At 30.1% G+C, this 14242-nt stretch carries 14 protein-coding genes; 9 read left to right on the top strand and 5 right to left on the bottom strand.

The annotated features are described in order from the left end of the window. The first annotated feature begins 7 nt into the window (after positions 1–7). The 3 genes from gltX to H1R17_RS04155 all read left to right on the top strand — a co-directional run bounded on the left by gltX (position 8) and on the right by H1R17_RS04155 (position 3338). Positions 8–1519: a glutamate--tRNA ligase gene (gene gltX, locus H1R17_RS04165; protein WP_163431489.1), complete on the top strand. Its 1512-nt coding sequence runs from the start codon at positions 8–10 to the stop codon at positions 1517–1519. A gap of 240 nt (positions 1520–1759) precedes the next feature. Then, a complete protein-coding gene (locus H1R17_RS04160; RefSeq protein WP_163431488.1) occupies positions 1760–2290 on the top strand; it encodes a hypothetical protein in 531 nt (176 codons plus the stop codon). A 61-nt stretch (positions 2291–2351) separates the two neighbouring features. Next, a complete protein-coding gene (locus H1R17_RS04155) occupies positions 2352–3338 on the top strand; it encodes an SPFH domain-containing protein (RefSeq protein WP_163431487.1) in 987 nt (328 codons plus the stop codon). 29 nt (positions 3339–3367) lie between these two features. On the opposite strand, the gene H1R17_RS04150 is transcribed toward H1R17_RS04155, so the two are convergent. From H1R17_RS04150 to H1R17_RS04140, 3 genes are read right to left on the bottom strand one after another with little or no spacing between them, the layout of a single operon-like run. Beyond that, a complete protein-coding gene (locus H1R17_RS04150; protein WP_163431486.1) occupies positions 3368–3616 on the bottom strand; it encodes a DUF6327 family protein in 249 nt (82 codons plus the stop codon). A 6-nt stretch (positions 3617–3622) separates the two neighbouring features. Then, entirely contained in the window at positions 3623–3973 is a 351-nt protein-coding gene (locus tag H1R17_RS04145; protein ID WP_163431485.1) for a competence protein, read from the bottom strand. Positions 3974–3977: 4 nt separating this feature from the next. Next, entirely contained in the window at positions 3978–4358 is a 381-nt protein-coding gene (locus tag H1R17_RS04140) for a YtxH domain-containing protein (protein WP_163431484.1), read from the bottom strand. Positions 4359–4521: 163 nt separating this feature from the next. Here H1R17_RS04140 and H1R17_RS04135 point away from each other — a divergent pair, with 163 nt between their 5' ends. From H1R17_RS04135 to H1R17_RS04120, 4 genes are all read left to right on the top strand, one after another. Beyond that, a complete protein-coding gene (locus H1R17_RS04135; RefSeq protein WP_163431483.1) occupies positions 4522–5958 on the top strand; it encodes a dicarboxylate/amino acid:cation symporter in 1437 nt (478 codons plus the stop codon). A gap of 9 nt (positions 5959–5967) precedes the next feature. Further along, entirely contained in the window at positions 5968–6291 is a 324-nt protein-coding gene (locus tag H1R17_RS04130; protein ID WP_163431482.1) for a hypothetical protein, read from the top strand. Positions 6292–6382: 91 nt separating this feature from the next. Further along, on the top strand, positions 6383–8122 hold the full coding sequence (locus H1R17_RS04125) for a HAMP domain-containing sensor histidine kinase (protein WP_163431481.1): 1740 nt from the start codon (positions 6383–6385) through the stop codon (positions 8120–8122). A gap of 22 nt (positions 8123–8144) precedes the next feature. Further along, positions 8145–8783, top strand: a complete 639-nt coding sequence (locus tag H1R17_RS04120; protein WP_163431480.1) for a response regulator transcription factor — start codon at positions 8145–8147, stop codon at positions 8781–8783. Positions 8784–9076: 293 nt separating this feature from the next. Here the strand turns inward: H1R17_RS04120 and H1R17_RS04115 are convergent, their stop codons facing one another. Next, positions 9077–10225, bottom strand: coding sequence for a DNA polymerase III subunit delta' (locus H1R17_RS04115; RefSeq protein WP_163431479.1), 1149 nt, complete (start codon positions 10223–10225; stop codon positions 9077–9079). Between the two features lie 109 nt (positions 10226–10334). Here H1R17_RS04115 and H1R17_RS04110 point away from each other — a divergent pair, with 109 nt between their 5' ends. Continuing rightward, entirely contained in the window at positions 10335–11108 is a 774-nt protein-coding gene (locus tag H1R17_RS04110) for a TSUP family transporter (RefSeq protein ID WP_163431478.1), read from the top strand. A gap of 60 nt (positions 11109–11168) precedes the next feature. Continuing rightward, the gene (gene pgk / locus H1R17_RS04105) at positions 11169–12359 is read left to right on the top strand and encodes a phosphoglycerate kinase (RefSeq protein ID WP_163431477.1); all 1191 of its coding nucleotides are present in this window, start codon (positions 11169–11171) and stop codon (positions 12357–12359) included. 66 nt (positions 12360–12425) lie between these two features. On the opposite strand, the gene H1R17_RS04100 is transcribed toward pgk, so the two are convergent. After that, the gene (locus H1R17_RS04100) at positions 12426–13922 is read right to left on the bottom strand and encodes a hypothetical protein (protein WP_163431476.1); all 1497 of its coding nucleotides are present in this window, start codon (positions 13920–13922) and stop codon (positions 12426–12428) included. Between the last annotated feature and the right edge of the window lie 320 nt (positions 13923–14242).

The following is a 14242-nucleotide window of genomic DNA, read 5'->3' as shown; positions in this document are numbered from 1 at the left end:
AGAAAAAATGACACAACAAGTACGCGTACGTTTCGCTCCAAGTCCAACAGGTCCGCTACATATTGGCGGTGTTAGAACGGCTTTGTTCAATTATTTATTTGCCAAAAAAAACAACGGTATTTTTTATATTAGAATTGAAGATACCGATCAAAATAGATTTGTGCCTGGTGCAGAAGAATATATTTTTGAAGCCTTAAAATGGTTGGGTATTGAACCTGATGAAACCATTGGAAAGAATGAAAAAATGGGACCTTACCGCCAAAGCGATCGCAAACACTTGTACAAACAATACGCTTTAGATTTAGTACACAACGGTTTTGCTTATTATGCTTTTGATACCGCAGAAGATTTAGATGCTTTGCGTAAAGAAACCGAAGCCGCTGGTAACACCTTTATTTACAATCATTCGGTACGTAACGAATTAAAAACATCGTTAAACATGACGCACGAAGAGCTTCAAGCGCGTTTGTTTAATGAAGATCCTTACGTAATTCGTTTTAAAATGCCTGTTGATGAAAAATTGGTTTTGCAAGATATTATTCGTGGCGAAGTTACTTTTGATACCTCTTTGTTAGATGATAAAGTGCTTTTTAAATCGGATGGTATGCCAACATACCATTTAGCTAACATTGTAGATGATCATTTACAAGAAACATCGCACGTTATTCGTGGCGAAGAATGGTTGCCATCATTACCATTGCACTATTTATTGTATCGTTCATTTGGATGGAAAGCTCCAGAATTTGCACACTTACCTTTAATTTTAAAACCAATTGGTAATGGTAAATTATCAAAACGCGATGGCGATAAATTAGGATTCCCTGTTTTTCCGTTAGATTGGAAATCAGAAACAGGAGAAACATCAACGGGATATCGTGAAAAAGGCTATTTTCCAGAGGCAGTGGTTAACTTTTTAGCATTATTAGGTTGGAACGATGGTACCGATAAAGAAATTTACACTTTAGAAGAACTTATTCAATCATTCGATTTAGATAGAGTTAGTAAATCAGGTGCTAAGTTTGATCCTGAAAAAAACAAATGGTTTAACCACCAAGTTATTGTACATAAAACAAATACAGAATTAGCTCCTTATTTACAAGCTGCTTTAAAGCAGAATGGTATTGAAGCTAATAATGATGTTGTTGAAAAAGTGATTGGCTTGATTAAAGAACGAGCTAACTTAACGACCGATTTGTATTCTTTAGCCGATTTCTTTTTTATTGCTCCAAAAGCATATGATGAAAAAGCTGCTAAAAATTGGAAAGAAGATACCAATAATTTAATGACGCAAGTAATTGAAGTAGTTTCAGCAATTGATTCTTTTGAAGCAAAAAACATAGAAACAATTGTTAAAAACTGGATTCTTGAAAAAGAATTAGGTATGGGTAAAATTATGCAACCTTTACGTATAGCTTTAGTAGGCGAAATGAAAGGTCCTGATTTGTTTGAAATAATTGCGGTTTTGGGTAAAAACGAAACTGTAAATCGTTTACAAGCAGCAATAAATCATTTTCAGTAAAGTTATTTGTTAAATTTTCAACTTTAACAAATTATTGTTTTGTAGTTAAATTAAATTTTCTAAATTTGAAATGTGATTAGCAAATGCCCAAATGCAAAGTCACGATTATGATAATTTTTTTCATATCAACAACAACAATTTTTTTCTAAATTTTTCTAAATCCCATTCCCTAAAAATGGGATTTTTTTATTGACTTATTTTTTATATCTTCACCCGTTCAATCATAAAATGTTTTCTATTATGAAAAAATTAGTATTAGTAGCTTTAGTTTGCAGTGCATTTATAGTAACATCTTGCGGAAGTGATGACAATACACCAGTAACAGACAAACCAATTGTTGAAAACCCTGGAAATGGTGGAGAAGAAGTAAAAGTAACGGCAGAATGGGAACCAGCAACGGTTAAATTAAATACAATTATACCAATACCAGGGTTACCTACTTCAATGCCTTACCCTCATACAGAAGGTTGTACTAAAGATTACTTACAATTAAAATCAAACAATACAGCTAAGTTTTTTAGATATGAAGGAGCTGATTGTAAAGTAACAACATACGATCAAGCTTTTATTAGAAATGGAAATAATGTAACTTTAAAAGTTATGGAATACACTATTTCTGGAGTAGTTAAATCTGAAACAGCTACTACAATGGTTATTGAAAGTGATATTTCTCAATACGAAGCTTTAATAGGTGCTTTATATCCACAATATAAAGATTACTTAAAATTATTAGCTGGTTCAAAAGTAGAATTACAGTTAACAAAAAAATAGCAACGAAAGTCTCTTTGAAAAAAGAGGCTTTTTTTATATATTCACAAAAAAAAATTACTTTATGCATCCAATTATTTACATCATTATTCCGCTTATTTTTTTAATAGGCTTGTCTTTATTCACTGTAAAACAGCAATCAGCCGTTATTATTGAACGTTTTGGTAAATACCACTCTATTAGAAATTCGGGTTTACACATTAAAATTCCTATAGTTGACAGAGTTGCTGGAAAATTAAACCTAAGAATTCAACAATTAGATGTTATTATTGAGACCAAAACAAAGGACAACGTTTTTGTTAAAATGAAAGTTTCGGTTCAATTTAAGGTTATTCAAGAAAAAGTTTACGAGGCTTACTATAAATTAGAATATCCTCATGATCAAATTACATCTTATGTTTTTGATGTGGTTAGAGCTGAAGTTCCTAAATTAAAATTAGATGATGTTTTTGAACGTAAAGATGATATTGCAATAGCTGTTAAGCGTGAGTTAAATGAGGCGATGACCACTTATGGATATGACATTATTAATACGCTTATTACCGATATTGATCCTGATGTACAAGTAAAACATGCAATGAACCGAATTAATGCTGCAGATCGTGAAAAAACAGCTGCTGAGTATGAAGGAGAAGCAGAACGTATTAGAATTGTTGCAAAAGCAAAAGCAGAGGCAGAGTCAAAACGTTTACAAGGACAAGGTATTGCAGACCAACGTAGAGAAATTGCACGTGGTTTGGTTGAATCGGTTGATGTTTTAAACACAGTAGGTATCAACTCACAAGAAGCATCGGCGTTAATTGTAGTTACTCAACATTATGATACTTTACAATCAATAGGTGCTGAAAATAATTCAAACTTAATTTTGTTACCAAATTCTCCTCAAGCAGGAAGCGATATGTTAAACAATATGGTAGCTTCTTTTACTGCAAGTAATCAGGTAGGTGAAGCTATGAAAAACACAAAATCTAAAGATAGAGGATATCAACAACCTAAAAGAAATATTCCGCCACAAACAGATGCAACATCAACAGGAATGTCAGAAGAATAATAAAAAAACCACCTTTACAAAAAGGTGGTTTATTTTTTAAAGAACTTGTTGAATAAAAATTTAAAAACGGTAGTTAATACTAAGGTTTTTATTCCTTTAGATTGCTTTACACTACTACCAATTGATGATAATCCTTGTTTTAAAAGAGTATTGGGCGAAAAAAGAGCCACAATATCTTCTGCATTATTACCAATTTTTCTGATATTAATTTCGCGCTCTAGCTTAAGAATTTCCAATTCTTTATCAACTTCTTCGTATGAGGTGTAATACTTCTTCATAAAATACTAATTAAAAAAGATATCTGAAAACTTCTTAAGAATAGGTATATCAATAATTACTTTACGCAAAGAGTACATTACAATTGCCAAAATAATATAAAAACTACCTACAATTAAAAAACCTAATGTGTTACTATCTAAAGCTTTACCAATAGCAAATGCACCAGCAAAAGATATAAAAACCAATGCTAGAGCTGCAAATAAACTAATTGCAAAAACTTTTAACAAGAAGCCTGTAGCCTTAGAAGCTACTTTAAATCCTAATAATGAATAGTAATCAATATTAGTATCTAAAAAAGCTTTGGCTTCAGACTTCATGCTTTGAATATTATTTTTTACTTCTTCATTCAAAGCCATATTCTTATTTTAGTTCAGACTTAATATTATCTGCTGCTTTGTTAGTAAAATCTTTAGCTTTATCAACAGCATTAGCAGCTTCACCTTTTAATTCTGCTAATTTACGCTCTAAACTTGCAATAACATCTTCTTTTTTATCATCAGCTTTAGATAGTAATGAATTGAATGATGAATCAAAATCAGCTTTTTTAGTTGAAATTAAGCTTTTAACTTGTTTTTTTAAATCATCCATTTTGCAGTTTAAATCATCTGCACCAGATTTAAATCCTTTAGAGATTTTTTTTCTAGTTTGTTCTCCTTGCTCAGGTGCTAATAATACTCCTGCTACTGCACCTACTGCTGCACCTGCTAAAATAGCTACTAATGTACTTCCTGTTTTTCCCATAACAAATTTTATTTAAATTTTTAATAAAGTTATTAATTAACCATAAAGTTAAATATTTTTTTTAATAGAAACATGTTAATAAGCGGTTAAATTTAATATCTCGCAATTTCTTTGCTTTACAAAATCTAATTATATTTGCTTTTCAATTATATACATCTATTACATGTTTAAATCTAAATCAGGAATTTTTACCTTAAATGTACTTTCAATAGCAATTGTAATCACTTTTTTATATGAATTTAATATTGTAAATGTAAGTGCTGCAAATATGATGATTGTTCGTTGGGTAGTTGCAGCAACATTAATTTTTAATGCTTTTGCTAGAAAAAACCTAACTACTTGGATTATTACATGTATGATATTAGGTGTTTTTATAGGTATTGATTTTCCTAATGCTGCAATGGCTTTACAACCTTTAAGTAAAGGATTTATTAAACTGGTTAAAACAATTGTAGCACCTATTATTTTTGCAACACTTGTATATGGTATTGCAGGTCATTCTGATTTAAAACAAGTGGGGCGTATGGCTTGGAAATCAATGTTGTATTTTTTCTGCGCTACTTCATGCGCCATATTTATTGGTTTAGCAGTAATTAATATAACAAAAGCTGGTGTAGGTGTTGATATACAAAGTATGCCACATGAAGAATTGCCAGCAACTAAAGCACCCGATGCTGCATTAGAAACATTACCAGAACATGTTCATGGAATTTATAAGTTTACCCATTTTATTTACGATTTATTTCCTGAGAATGCTATAAAAGCAATGTACGAAAACCAAGTGTTGCAAGTGGTTGTTTTTTCGGTATTATTTGGAATAGGTTTGGCAATGGTTGAAGAAAAAAAACGCAAACCTTTGGTTGATTTTACTGAAAGTTTATCAGAAACCATGTTTAAATTTACCAACGTTATTATGTATTTTGCACCAATTGGTGTGGGGGCAGCAATGGCATATACGGTTGGTCATTTAGGTGTTGATATCCTTAAAAATCTTTTCATGTTATTAGGATCGTTATACTTAGCCTTAATTTTATTCTTATTATTGGTTTTTGTTCCTATCATGATTTTCCTAAAAATACCAATTAAAAAGTTCATTGAAGCAGTTAAAGAACCTGTTTCAATTGCATTTGCTACAACTAGCTCTGATGCTGCTTTACCAAAAGCTATGAGTGCTATGGAAAAATTTGGTGTACCAAGAAAAATTGTATCTTTTGTAATACCAACAGGGTACAGTTTTAATTTAGATGGTACTTCTTTATACTTATCATTAGCCTCAATATTTGTAGCTCAAGCAGCTGGAATTCATTTAGATATTGGTCAACAATTAGGAATTGCCTTTACCTTAATGATTACCTCTAAAGGTGTAGCAGCCGTTCCTAGGGCATCTTTAATTGTACTAATTGCTACTGCTGAACAGTTTGGATTACCTGTGTTTATTATTGCTGCTATTTTGGGTATTGATGAATTAATGGACATGGCACGTACTTCTGTTAATGTTATAGGAAACTGTTTAGCAACTGTAGTTGTTGCTAAGTGGGAAGGCGAGTTTGATGAAGAAGCTCCTTACCGATTAACAGACGAAGTTCTTGACGAAGTTTAAATTATTGAAATGATAGATGCTCGTTTTATAGGTACTTGGAAAGGTACTGATCATGGTAGTTTAGATAGTAGTGAAACGAATCATTGGGTAGTAACAAGAACAAAAGAAGGAGCATTTTTTGTTGAATTTACCACCATTTTTTCAGATGGAAGCATAGAAAAAAGCTCTGAGAAAGGTTTATGGTTTGTAGAAGGAAATTTGTTCTATGAGCAACGAGAAGGTGAAAACCAAGCTGATGTTTATACTTTCAAACTTCTTTCTGATAAATTAATTGCTTTTCATGATGTTTCTAGTAATTATCATTTTACAGATGAACGCATTCTTTTAAATTAAGTCAAAACTTTTGACACGATTTACCTATCTGCAAATAATTAAAAACCAACAATTTAGAACATCCAACACAATTCAACTAATTTTTTAAAAAATGAATCAATCTTCATATTTTAATTATAGAAAATTTATTCATTACGCATTAATTGTAAGTATTTTTGTTTTGCTAACGGCATTACTTGTTTTGCTTTACAATGAAATGTACAATGAGCCTAAATTAGAAAAGCTTGAAAGCGAATTATATATTTCTGAAAAAGCCAATCATTTTAGCACCCTTACAGAAAACGATTATATTACTGCACAACAACATTTACAAAACTATATACAAACTAAAGATCCAGAGTATATAGAAAAGTATAACACCGCTTTATTAAGTTTAAGTGATAATCTTAAAAAGCTAGTTAATACCGCAGAGCAAAGTGATTTATTTACACTGTATTTAAAACAGGTAAATAGCGATATTTCCTCTATAAAAAATATTAACAAAAAAATTGACTCATTACAAACAATTAAGCCTTTAGTTTTACCAATTTCAAAAGAGAATACGTTTAAAGTAAACACCTTTAAATTTGATCAGCTAATTGATAGTGTTAGCGTTGAAACTAATGTTTCGGTAGACAGTATAAAGCGTAAAGGTTTATTTTCGCGGTTAGGAGATGCTATTTCGGGTAAAGTAGATGTGCAAAAAGAAACATCAAATGTAAAAGTAACATTAAGAAAAGGCGATAAAGTTTTTACTGGAGATATTGAAGAACAGTTGCAATATATAATAAAAAGTGCAAATGATTATTATCAAAACGAGTTCGAAAAATATAAGAAAAATCACAAAAATCAACAAATAAACGCCGCATCACAAGAAAGTCAATTTTATGATTCTAACAAAGAGTTATTAGCATACAGTAACCAACTTTTTAAAAAGTACCGCGATGTTTTAATTTCGTTTACCAAAGATGTAAGACGTGATTTTCAAGAACAATATCAAGAAAACAAACAAATAAGATATTATGCTGTAATTGGCATTATAGTATTGCTGATTATAGTTTCGGTATTATTGATTTTTGTTACCCGCATAACATTTGCTTATGAAAAAGAGCTGGTTTCGGCAAAAAAGAAAATACAACAAAACTTGCGCTTTAAAGATCGTATTGTAAGAATGATTAGCCACGAAATACGTTCGCCGTTAAATATTATATCCATTTACAGTAAATCTTTAAGCTCAAAAATCACCGATAAAGATGCTAAAGAATCTTTAAATTCAATTGAATTTACAACAAAGTCACTATCTTTATTAGCAAATCAAATATTGGATTTTTCTAAAAATGAAGATAAAAAACTACAACTAAATGCCACATCTTTTAATTTAAAAACCGAATTAAATCAAATACTTACAATATTAGATCGTTTTGTTGAAACAAATGAAAATACTTTAACTATAAATAACGATGTAAAAGATGATGTTTGGGTATCTTCTGACTTGGTAAAAATTCATCAATTATTTTATAATTTAGTTGGTAATGCTAATAAATTTACCCAAAACGGAAACATTTCAATTACAATTAATTCAGAAGCTACAAACGAAGGTTTTTTAAAATTAAATGTTGTAATTAAAGATAATGGTAAAGGAATAAGTAAAGAAGATTTGCGTCATATTTTAAAGAATAATTATCAAGGAGAATCAGCCAAAAAAGTAAAAGATTTGGGTATTGGTTTAGGGCTAAGTTTATGCAAAGACATTGTGCATTTGTTTAATGGAAATTTAAGTATAAACAGTGAACAAAATGTTGAAACAGTAGTACGTTTTAATTTAGCATTAAACTACCCAGAAAAACAATAAATAAAAACACACTAAAAGCCTTATGAAAAACAAATTAAACGTAATAGTTGCTGATGATCATAGAGTAATTACAAAAGCCGTTTCGTTTATTGTAAAAAACACCTACAATGAAGCCGAAGTAACTGAAGTTAATAAACTTGAAGATGTTTTAAAGAAAATAAAATCATTAGAAGTTGATTTACTAATTATGGATGTTTCTTTTCCTGAAGGCAATTCTTTAGCAATAATTCCTACGATAAAGGCATTACAACCTACAATTAAAATATTAATTTTTTCTGGATTAGACGAAGATATCTATGCCATACGCTATATAAACACTGGGGCTAACGGATATTTAAGCAAATTATCAAGCGAAGAAGATATTACAAATGCCATAATTAGTGTTGTAAATACTGGAAAATATCTTAGCAAAAATGTTCAAGACAAGATAATGGATAGTGTTATACTTAAAAAATCGAATAACCCACTTCAAAACTTATCAAATCGTGAATTCGAAATCGCGCAATTAATTGTAAACGGTTATGGTAATACCGAAATTTGCTCAACGTTAGACCTACAAAAATCAACAGTTAGTACGTATAAAAATAGAATTTTCGAAAAATTACAAGTAAATACTTTACCAGAACTCATTCAACTTTTCAATCTTTATAAAGATAATTAAACGCTATTTTTCAAAGAAATGTTGCTTTGTAGAAAAAGTTCTACAAAAAGTCTATAATAAGTACTACAACTACTTTTAAAAAGCATAACTACTTTTACAGTGTTATTAAAAACAATATGTTATTAATAATAATTGGTATTAAATTTCTAACTACAATTTTTAATATTAGTTATTTACAAATTGGTAAATAAGTTTTGGGCAAAAATATATACTAAAAATTGTAAAATATTAGGGAATTTAGAAAAAGAAAATAATTGTTTTGGATTGAAAAGCGAAGTGTAAACTTCGCTTTTTTATTTTTTATGAATTAATCGGGTTAGTTTAATAGATAAATCGGTAAGAATAATTTTAGCATTTCCGTTTCGTTCAATATGATAAATAGCATCTTCAATTTCCTGGAAAATTTCTAAAATATTGTTTTCATTTACAAAGGGTGCAAAATTCTCTAACTTAAAGCTTTCTACTTTTGGTTGCATATAAACCAATTCAGGTGTACTGTAATTTAAAAGAAGCGCTTGTCTAAACAATTCCATACAATGATTTAAAAACAGCTTTTGCTTTTCTCTACCAATAGCAGCAATTTCGTCGCTCCATTTAACTAAATCGCTTACTACTTTTGCATTTTTGTTAGCTTTAAAAGCAGCTCGTACCCAAGTTACAAACCATTCATCAAACGGATATTCATCCTCTACATTATATCGCAACTTCAACGCTTTATTGTAATTTCCTTGAGCCTGCTTGGCAATACTATGAGCATCTACCTCATCACAAGCTTCCATTTCAATTAAACTTTGTATAATTTCCTGTTCATTTAACGCATTAAAATGCAATACTTGGCAACGCGATAAAATGGTCTGAAGAATTGCTTTTTCGTCTTCGGCAATCAAAATAAAAACCGTTTTTTCAGTAGGCTCTTCTAAAAGTTTTAAAAGTTTGTTTGATGCCTCTGTGTTCATTTTTTCAGCCATCCAAACAATCATCACTTTGTAACCACCTTCAAAAGATTTTAAAGATAATTTTCTAAGAATGTTGGCTGCTTCATGAACTGAAATATTTCCTTGCTTTTTTTGAACATCAATTGCTTCATACCAATCGTTAATAGATGGGTATTTATTTTCTTTCAAAAAATCAATCCAAGTGGCTAAAAAGTCGTCACTAACAGGGTTTGATTTTACAGAATCATTTGTAGCTACTGGATATACAAAATGCAAATCGGGATGCTGCAAATGATCGAATTTTAAATTGCAAGCCGCCAAACCTCCTTCGTTATCATTTCCTTTATTATTACAAATAAGATACTGCGCATAAGCCAAAGCCATTGCTAACGTACCGCTGCCTTCTGGACCAATAAACAATTGCGCATGTGGAATACGCCCTACTTGTACACTGTTTATTAAATGATTTTTAAGATGGTTTTGACCAACAATATCTGAAAACTTCATAAAAACAAATTTATGCTTTTTAATGGTAGTTTATTCTGAAGTTCCACTTTATTTAATCAAATTTGGGTTAAAGTTTAAAGAACCTATACCTTTGTTCTTTTTTTCAAAAATGGAACTTGACATTTTATTGTATTTGTGCATTGCTGCTTTCTGTGCAGGCTTTGTAGATGCTATTGCAGGTGGTGGCGGTTTAATTCAAACACCTATGGGCTTGGCTTTATTGCCTCAGTTACCAGTCTCAACTGTCATTGGCACATTAAAAGTACCTGCTTTCTCTGGTACTTCCTTAGCGGTTATTCAATATTTAAAAAAGACCAAAATACAAGGTTTTTTTTTTATTGTTTTAGCTGCAATATCATTTGCTAGTGCTTTTTTAGGCTCATTTGTACTAACAATTGTTAATAATCATTTTATGAAACCTTTGTTGCTACTTATTTTAATAGCCTTGTGGATTTTTACCTACTTTAAAAAAGATTTTGTAAAAAACAGTGTTGCTGCTGTAACTCCTAAAAAACAATGGTTTTATGGTGTACTTATTGCTCTAATTGTTGGTTTTTATGATGGTTTCATTGGTCCTGCAACAGGCACCTTTTTTATTATGGGCTTTATCTTTTTGGTTGGTTTTGATTTTTTTAAAGCATCGGCTTATGCTAAAATGATCAATTTAGCGACTAATTTTGGCAGTATTTGTCTTTTTTTAATTAAAGGACAAATCATTTGGAAAATAGCCTTGCCAATGGCTGTTTGTAATGGTTTGGGTGGATATTGTGGGGCAAAATTAGCCATTTTAAAAGGACAACAATGGGTGCGTTACATTTTCTTATTTATTATGTTACTAGCAATTTTTAAATTTGCCTATGAAATGTTCAGCGTTCATTTTTAAAAGCAAAAACAATAAATTGTATATTTGCGTCCTAAGAGTTTTAACTACATAAACACCTCAATGAAAACAATAAACGATTTCAATTTCAACAACAAAAAAGCCATTATTCGTGTTGATTTTAATGTGCCTTTAAACGATCAATTCCAGGTTACCGATGACAACCGTATTGTAGCTGCTAAACCTACTATTGATAAAATCATTAACGAAGGTGGTATTGCCATCTTAATGTCGCATTTAGGTCGACCTAAAAACGGGCCTGAAGATCAATTTTCTTTAAAACATATTGTTTCTAAGGTAGAAGAAGTTTTAGGTAAAAAAGTAACTTTTGTAAACGATTCTGTTGGTACAGAAGTTGAAAAAGTAGTTGCTGCTGCACAAGCAGGAGACGTAATTTTATTAGAAAACTTACGTTTTTATAAAGAAGAAGAAAAAGGCGATGAAGCTTTTGCAGAACAATTAGCAAAATTAGGTGATATTTACGTTAACGATGCTTTTGGTACTGCACACCGTGCACACGCATCTACAACTATTGTGGCTAAATTCTTCACTAACAATAAATGTTTTGGACTTTTATTAGCTAAAGAAATTGAAAGTATTGATAAAGTTTTAAATTCTACCGAAAAGCCTGTAACAGCTGTTTTAGGAGGATCTAAAGTATCGTCAAAAATCACTATTATCGAAAACATTTTAGATAAAGTAGATCATATGATTATTGGTGGTGGTATGATGTTTACGTTTATTAAAGCTTTAGGTGGTAAAATTGGTAGTTCTTTAGTTGAAGACGATAAATTAGCATTAGCATTAGAAATTTTAGAAAAAGCAAAAGCTAAAAACGTACAAATTCATATTCCGGTTGATGTAGTAGCTGCTGATGCATTCTCTAACGATGCAAACACTCAAATTGTAGCTGCTAACGAAATTCTAGATGGTTGGCAAGGTTTAGATGTTGGTCCTAAAACATTAGAGCAATTTAATAAAGTAATTATGAATTCGCGTATTATTTTATGGAACGGACCATTAGGTGTTTTTGAAATGGAAAAATTTGCTGCAGGAACTATTACTTTAGGTAATTTTATTGCTGATGCTACTACTGTTGGAACTTTTTCTTTAGTTGGTGGTGGTGATTCTGTAGCTGCTGTTAAACAATTTGGATTAGAAAATAAAGTAAGCTACGTTTCTACAGGCGGTGGTGCCATGTTAGAAATGTTAGAAGGGCAAACTTTACCTGGTATAGCTGCTATTTTAGAATAGTAATAATTATAAAATAAAAAAATCTCGACATTGTCGAGATTTTTTTGTTTTATATATTCACTTTCATTAATCATGTTGAAAATATCCAATATAGTTTCCAACATAAACATTCGTATCATAAAGTTTAAACTTTGTCAATGGTGCTTTCTTTGTTGCAAATAAAGAAGTCTCCTCAGTATAATAATTTGAGAATCCTATTGTATAAAATCCTTTTTTAGATGGTAAACTAAAACCAATATCATTTCCTTTAAATCCATAAAAAGTACCATGTTTTAATTCCTTTCCATCTATGCTAATAGCATAAGTATACACATCTTGCATTCCCATGTTTTTAGTTTGAAATCCGTTCTTAGTACTCAAATACTTTAATGAAGAAGAAGTTTCATCAATAGGGGCACTAATAAACAATTCTTTATTATCAAAGGATTTAACTAAAGCGCCGGGAGTATATAAATAAGTAGTCCAGTCTTTCTTTCCATTTCCAAAAAACTTGCTAAGTGTATAATTTTCGTTTGCAAAGGGAGGGGTGCCTAAAAATGAATTCTCTGAAGCAAAATTTTGATTTACTTTAGAGCCAAGCTTTTTTTTATGAGACGTAACAATGTAAGCATCATCACCAATTACAGTTATATTATACGGATTTTTAGCAATATTGTTTGTAATGATAGGAATGTAAGAATTTTCGTTTCCAAAATAAGTACTCCATACTCTATTTCCACTAAAATCAAATTTTGATAAAAATACTCCAGAAGTTTTATCAGATTTCTCTTGTAAACTTTCCTGATAACTATCCTTAGTTCCAAAAGAACTACCAATAAATTTATCCATTAAATGTTCTCCATAAATAAATAATCCATTATCAGATGCCATTATTGCATTGATTTTAGAATTATCTTTTGCATAAAAAGTACTCCAAATACGTTCTCCTTTTCCATTAAATTTGGTAATAGCATCTTGAAAATCGTATTTAGAATGAATATCTCCCTTTTTTTGAAAAGAATTTTCATCTAAAATATCTCCTCTAAATCTTTTATTTAAAACATAAATATCATCATTCTTATCAATAGTTAATGCCATTGTTCCTTCAGGTATTTCATAGAAATAAGTAAACCATAATAAAACTCCCTTTTTACTAATCTTTGCCAAGAAAGAATATCCACCATCTATAGTAGAAATCATTTCTTCACTAAAAGCATTTTTAGTAGCCAAGTCACCATTAAAAGTCTTACCAGAGATAACAATGTTGTTCTCAGAATCAAATTTTATTTGTTGGATGTATGATGGCCCACCATCTTTAGGAATTTTATAAAATAATTTTGAATTGGCATTTTTTTGATTAAACTCTAAAATCTCATCGTAATACTCATTAATTAGAAATAAATTTCCTGTTTTTGGATTAACTTCTGCTACAAAAGGCGTGTTTAATATTTTTCTTATTCCAGAAAATGCTTGCTGTGGTTGATCATAAACTGGAATCATTGTACCCCATTTTCTTTCAAATGATTGTCCAAAAGAAATCATTGAAGTTATCATAAAAACAAAAGAAAATATTTTTGTTACCATATTATAAAATTTAAGAAAAGTAAAAATACTATTTCTAATATAGAATTTGAGGACTTACGTAAGAAATATTTGGAAAAGACACAAACTGCTTTCAATAAATTTAAAAAAGCGAGTTTCACAACTCGCTTAACAGATAAGAACACTCCTTTCGTTTTGTTAATAAATAACTTTAACTACCTAAATTAGCAATACTAAGGTAATTAGAATACAACGCATTAAAGTTATCTAATGGTTATTAGTATTTTAAAAATGAGGTAATAGAAGTATTTTTCTCAAGAAACACTTCATTGTTTTATCTAAAAATCAAAAGTTGCATAAAT

Origin of the sequence: Flavobacterium sp. xlx-214 (assembly GCF_013874595.1) — a bacterium.
Taxonomy (GTDB): Bacteria; Bacteroidota; Bacteroidia; order Flavobacteriales; family Flavobacteriaceae; genus Flavobacterium.
This window is presented reverse-complemented; position numbering and strand designations above follow the sequence as displayed.

Coding starts and splice junctions, on each gene's coding strand:
- H1R17_RS04100 (WP_163431476.1), bottom strand. CDS start 13,922: ATGGTAACAAAAATATTTTCTTTTGTTTTTATGATAACTTCAATGATT.
- H1R17_RS04140 (WP_163431484.1), bottom strand. CDS start 4,358: ATGGGAAAAACAGGAAGTACATTAGTAGCTATTTTAGCAGGTGCAGCA.
- H1R17_RS04130 (WP_163431482.1), top strand. CDS start 5,968: ATGATAGATGCTCGTTTTATAGGTACTTGGAAAGGTACTGATCATGGT.
- H1R17_RS04120 (WP_163431480.1), top strand. CDS start 8,145: ATGAAAAACAAATTAAACGTAATAGTTGCTGATGATCATAGAGTAATT.
- pgk (WP_163431477.1), top strand. CDS start 11,169: ATGAAAACAATAAACGATTTCAATTTCAACAACAAAAAAGCCATTATT.
- H1R17_RS04145 (WP_163431485.1), bottom strand. CDS start 3,973: ATGGCTTTGAATGAAGAAGTAAAAAATAATATTCAAAGCATGAAGTCT.
- H1R17_RS04150 (WP_163431486.1), bottom strand. CDS start 3,616: ATGAAGAAGTATTACACCTCATACGAAGAAGTTGATAAAGAATTGGAA.
- H1R17_RS04160 (WP_163431488.1), top strand. CDS start 1,760: ATGAAAAAATTAGTATTAGTAGCTTTAGTTTGCAGTGCATTTATAGTA.
- gltX (WP_163431489.1), top strand. CDS start 8: ATGACACAACAAGTACGCGTACGTTTCGCTCCAAGTCCAACAGGTCCG.
- H1R17_RS04125 (WP_163431481.1), top strand. CDS start 6,383: ATGAATCAATCTTCATATTTTAATTATAGAAAATTTATTCATTACGCA.
- H1R17_RS04135 (WP_163431483.1), top strand. CDS start 4,522: ATGTTTAAATCTAAATCAGGAATTTTTACCTTAAATGTACTTTCAATA.
- H1R17_RS04115 (WP_163431479.1), bottom strand. CDS start 10,225: ATGAAGTTTTCAGATATTGTTGGTCAAAACCATCTTAAAAATCATTTA.
- H1R17_RS04110 (WP_163431478.1), top strand. CDS start 10,335: ATGGAACTTGACATTTTATTGTATTTGTGCATTGCTGCTTTCTGTGCA.
- H1R17_RS04155 (WP_163431487.1), top strand. CDS start 2,352: ATGCATCCAATTATTTACATCATTATTCCGCTTATTTTTTTAATAGGC.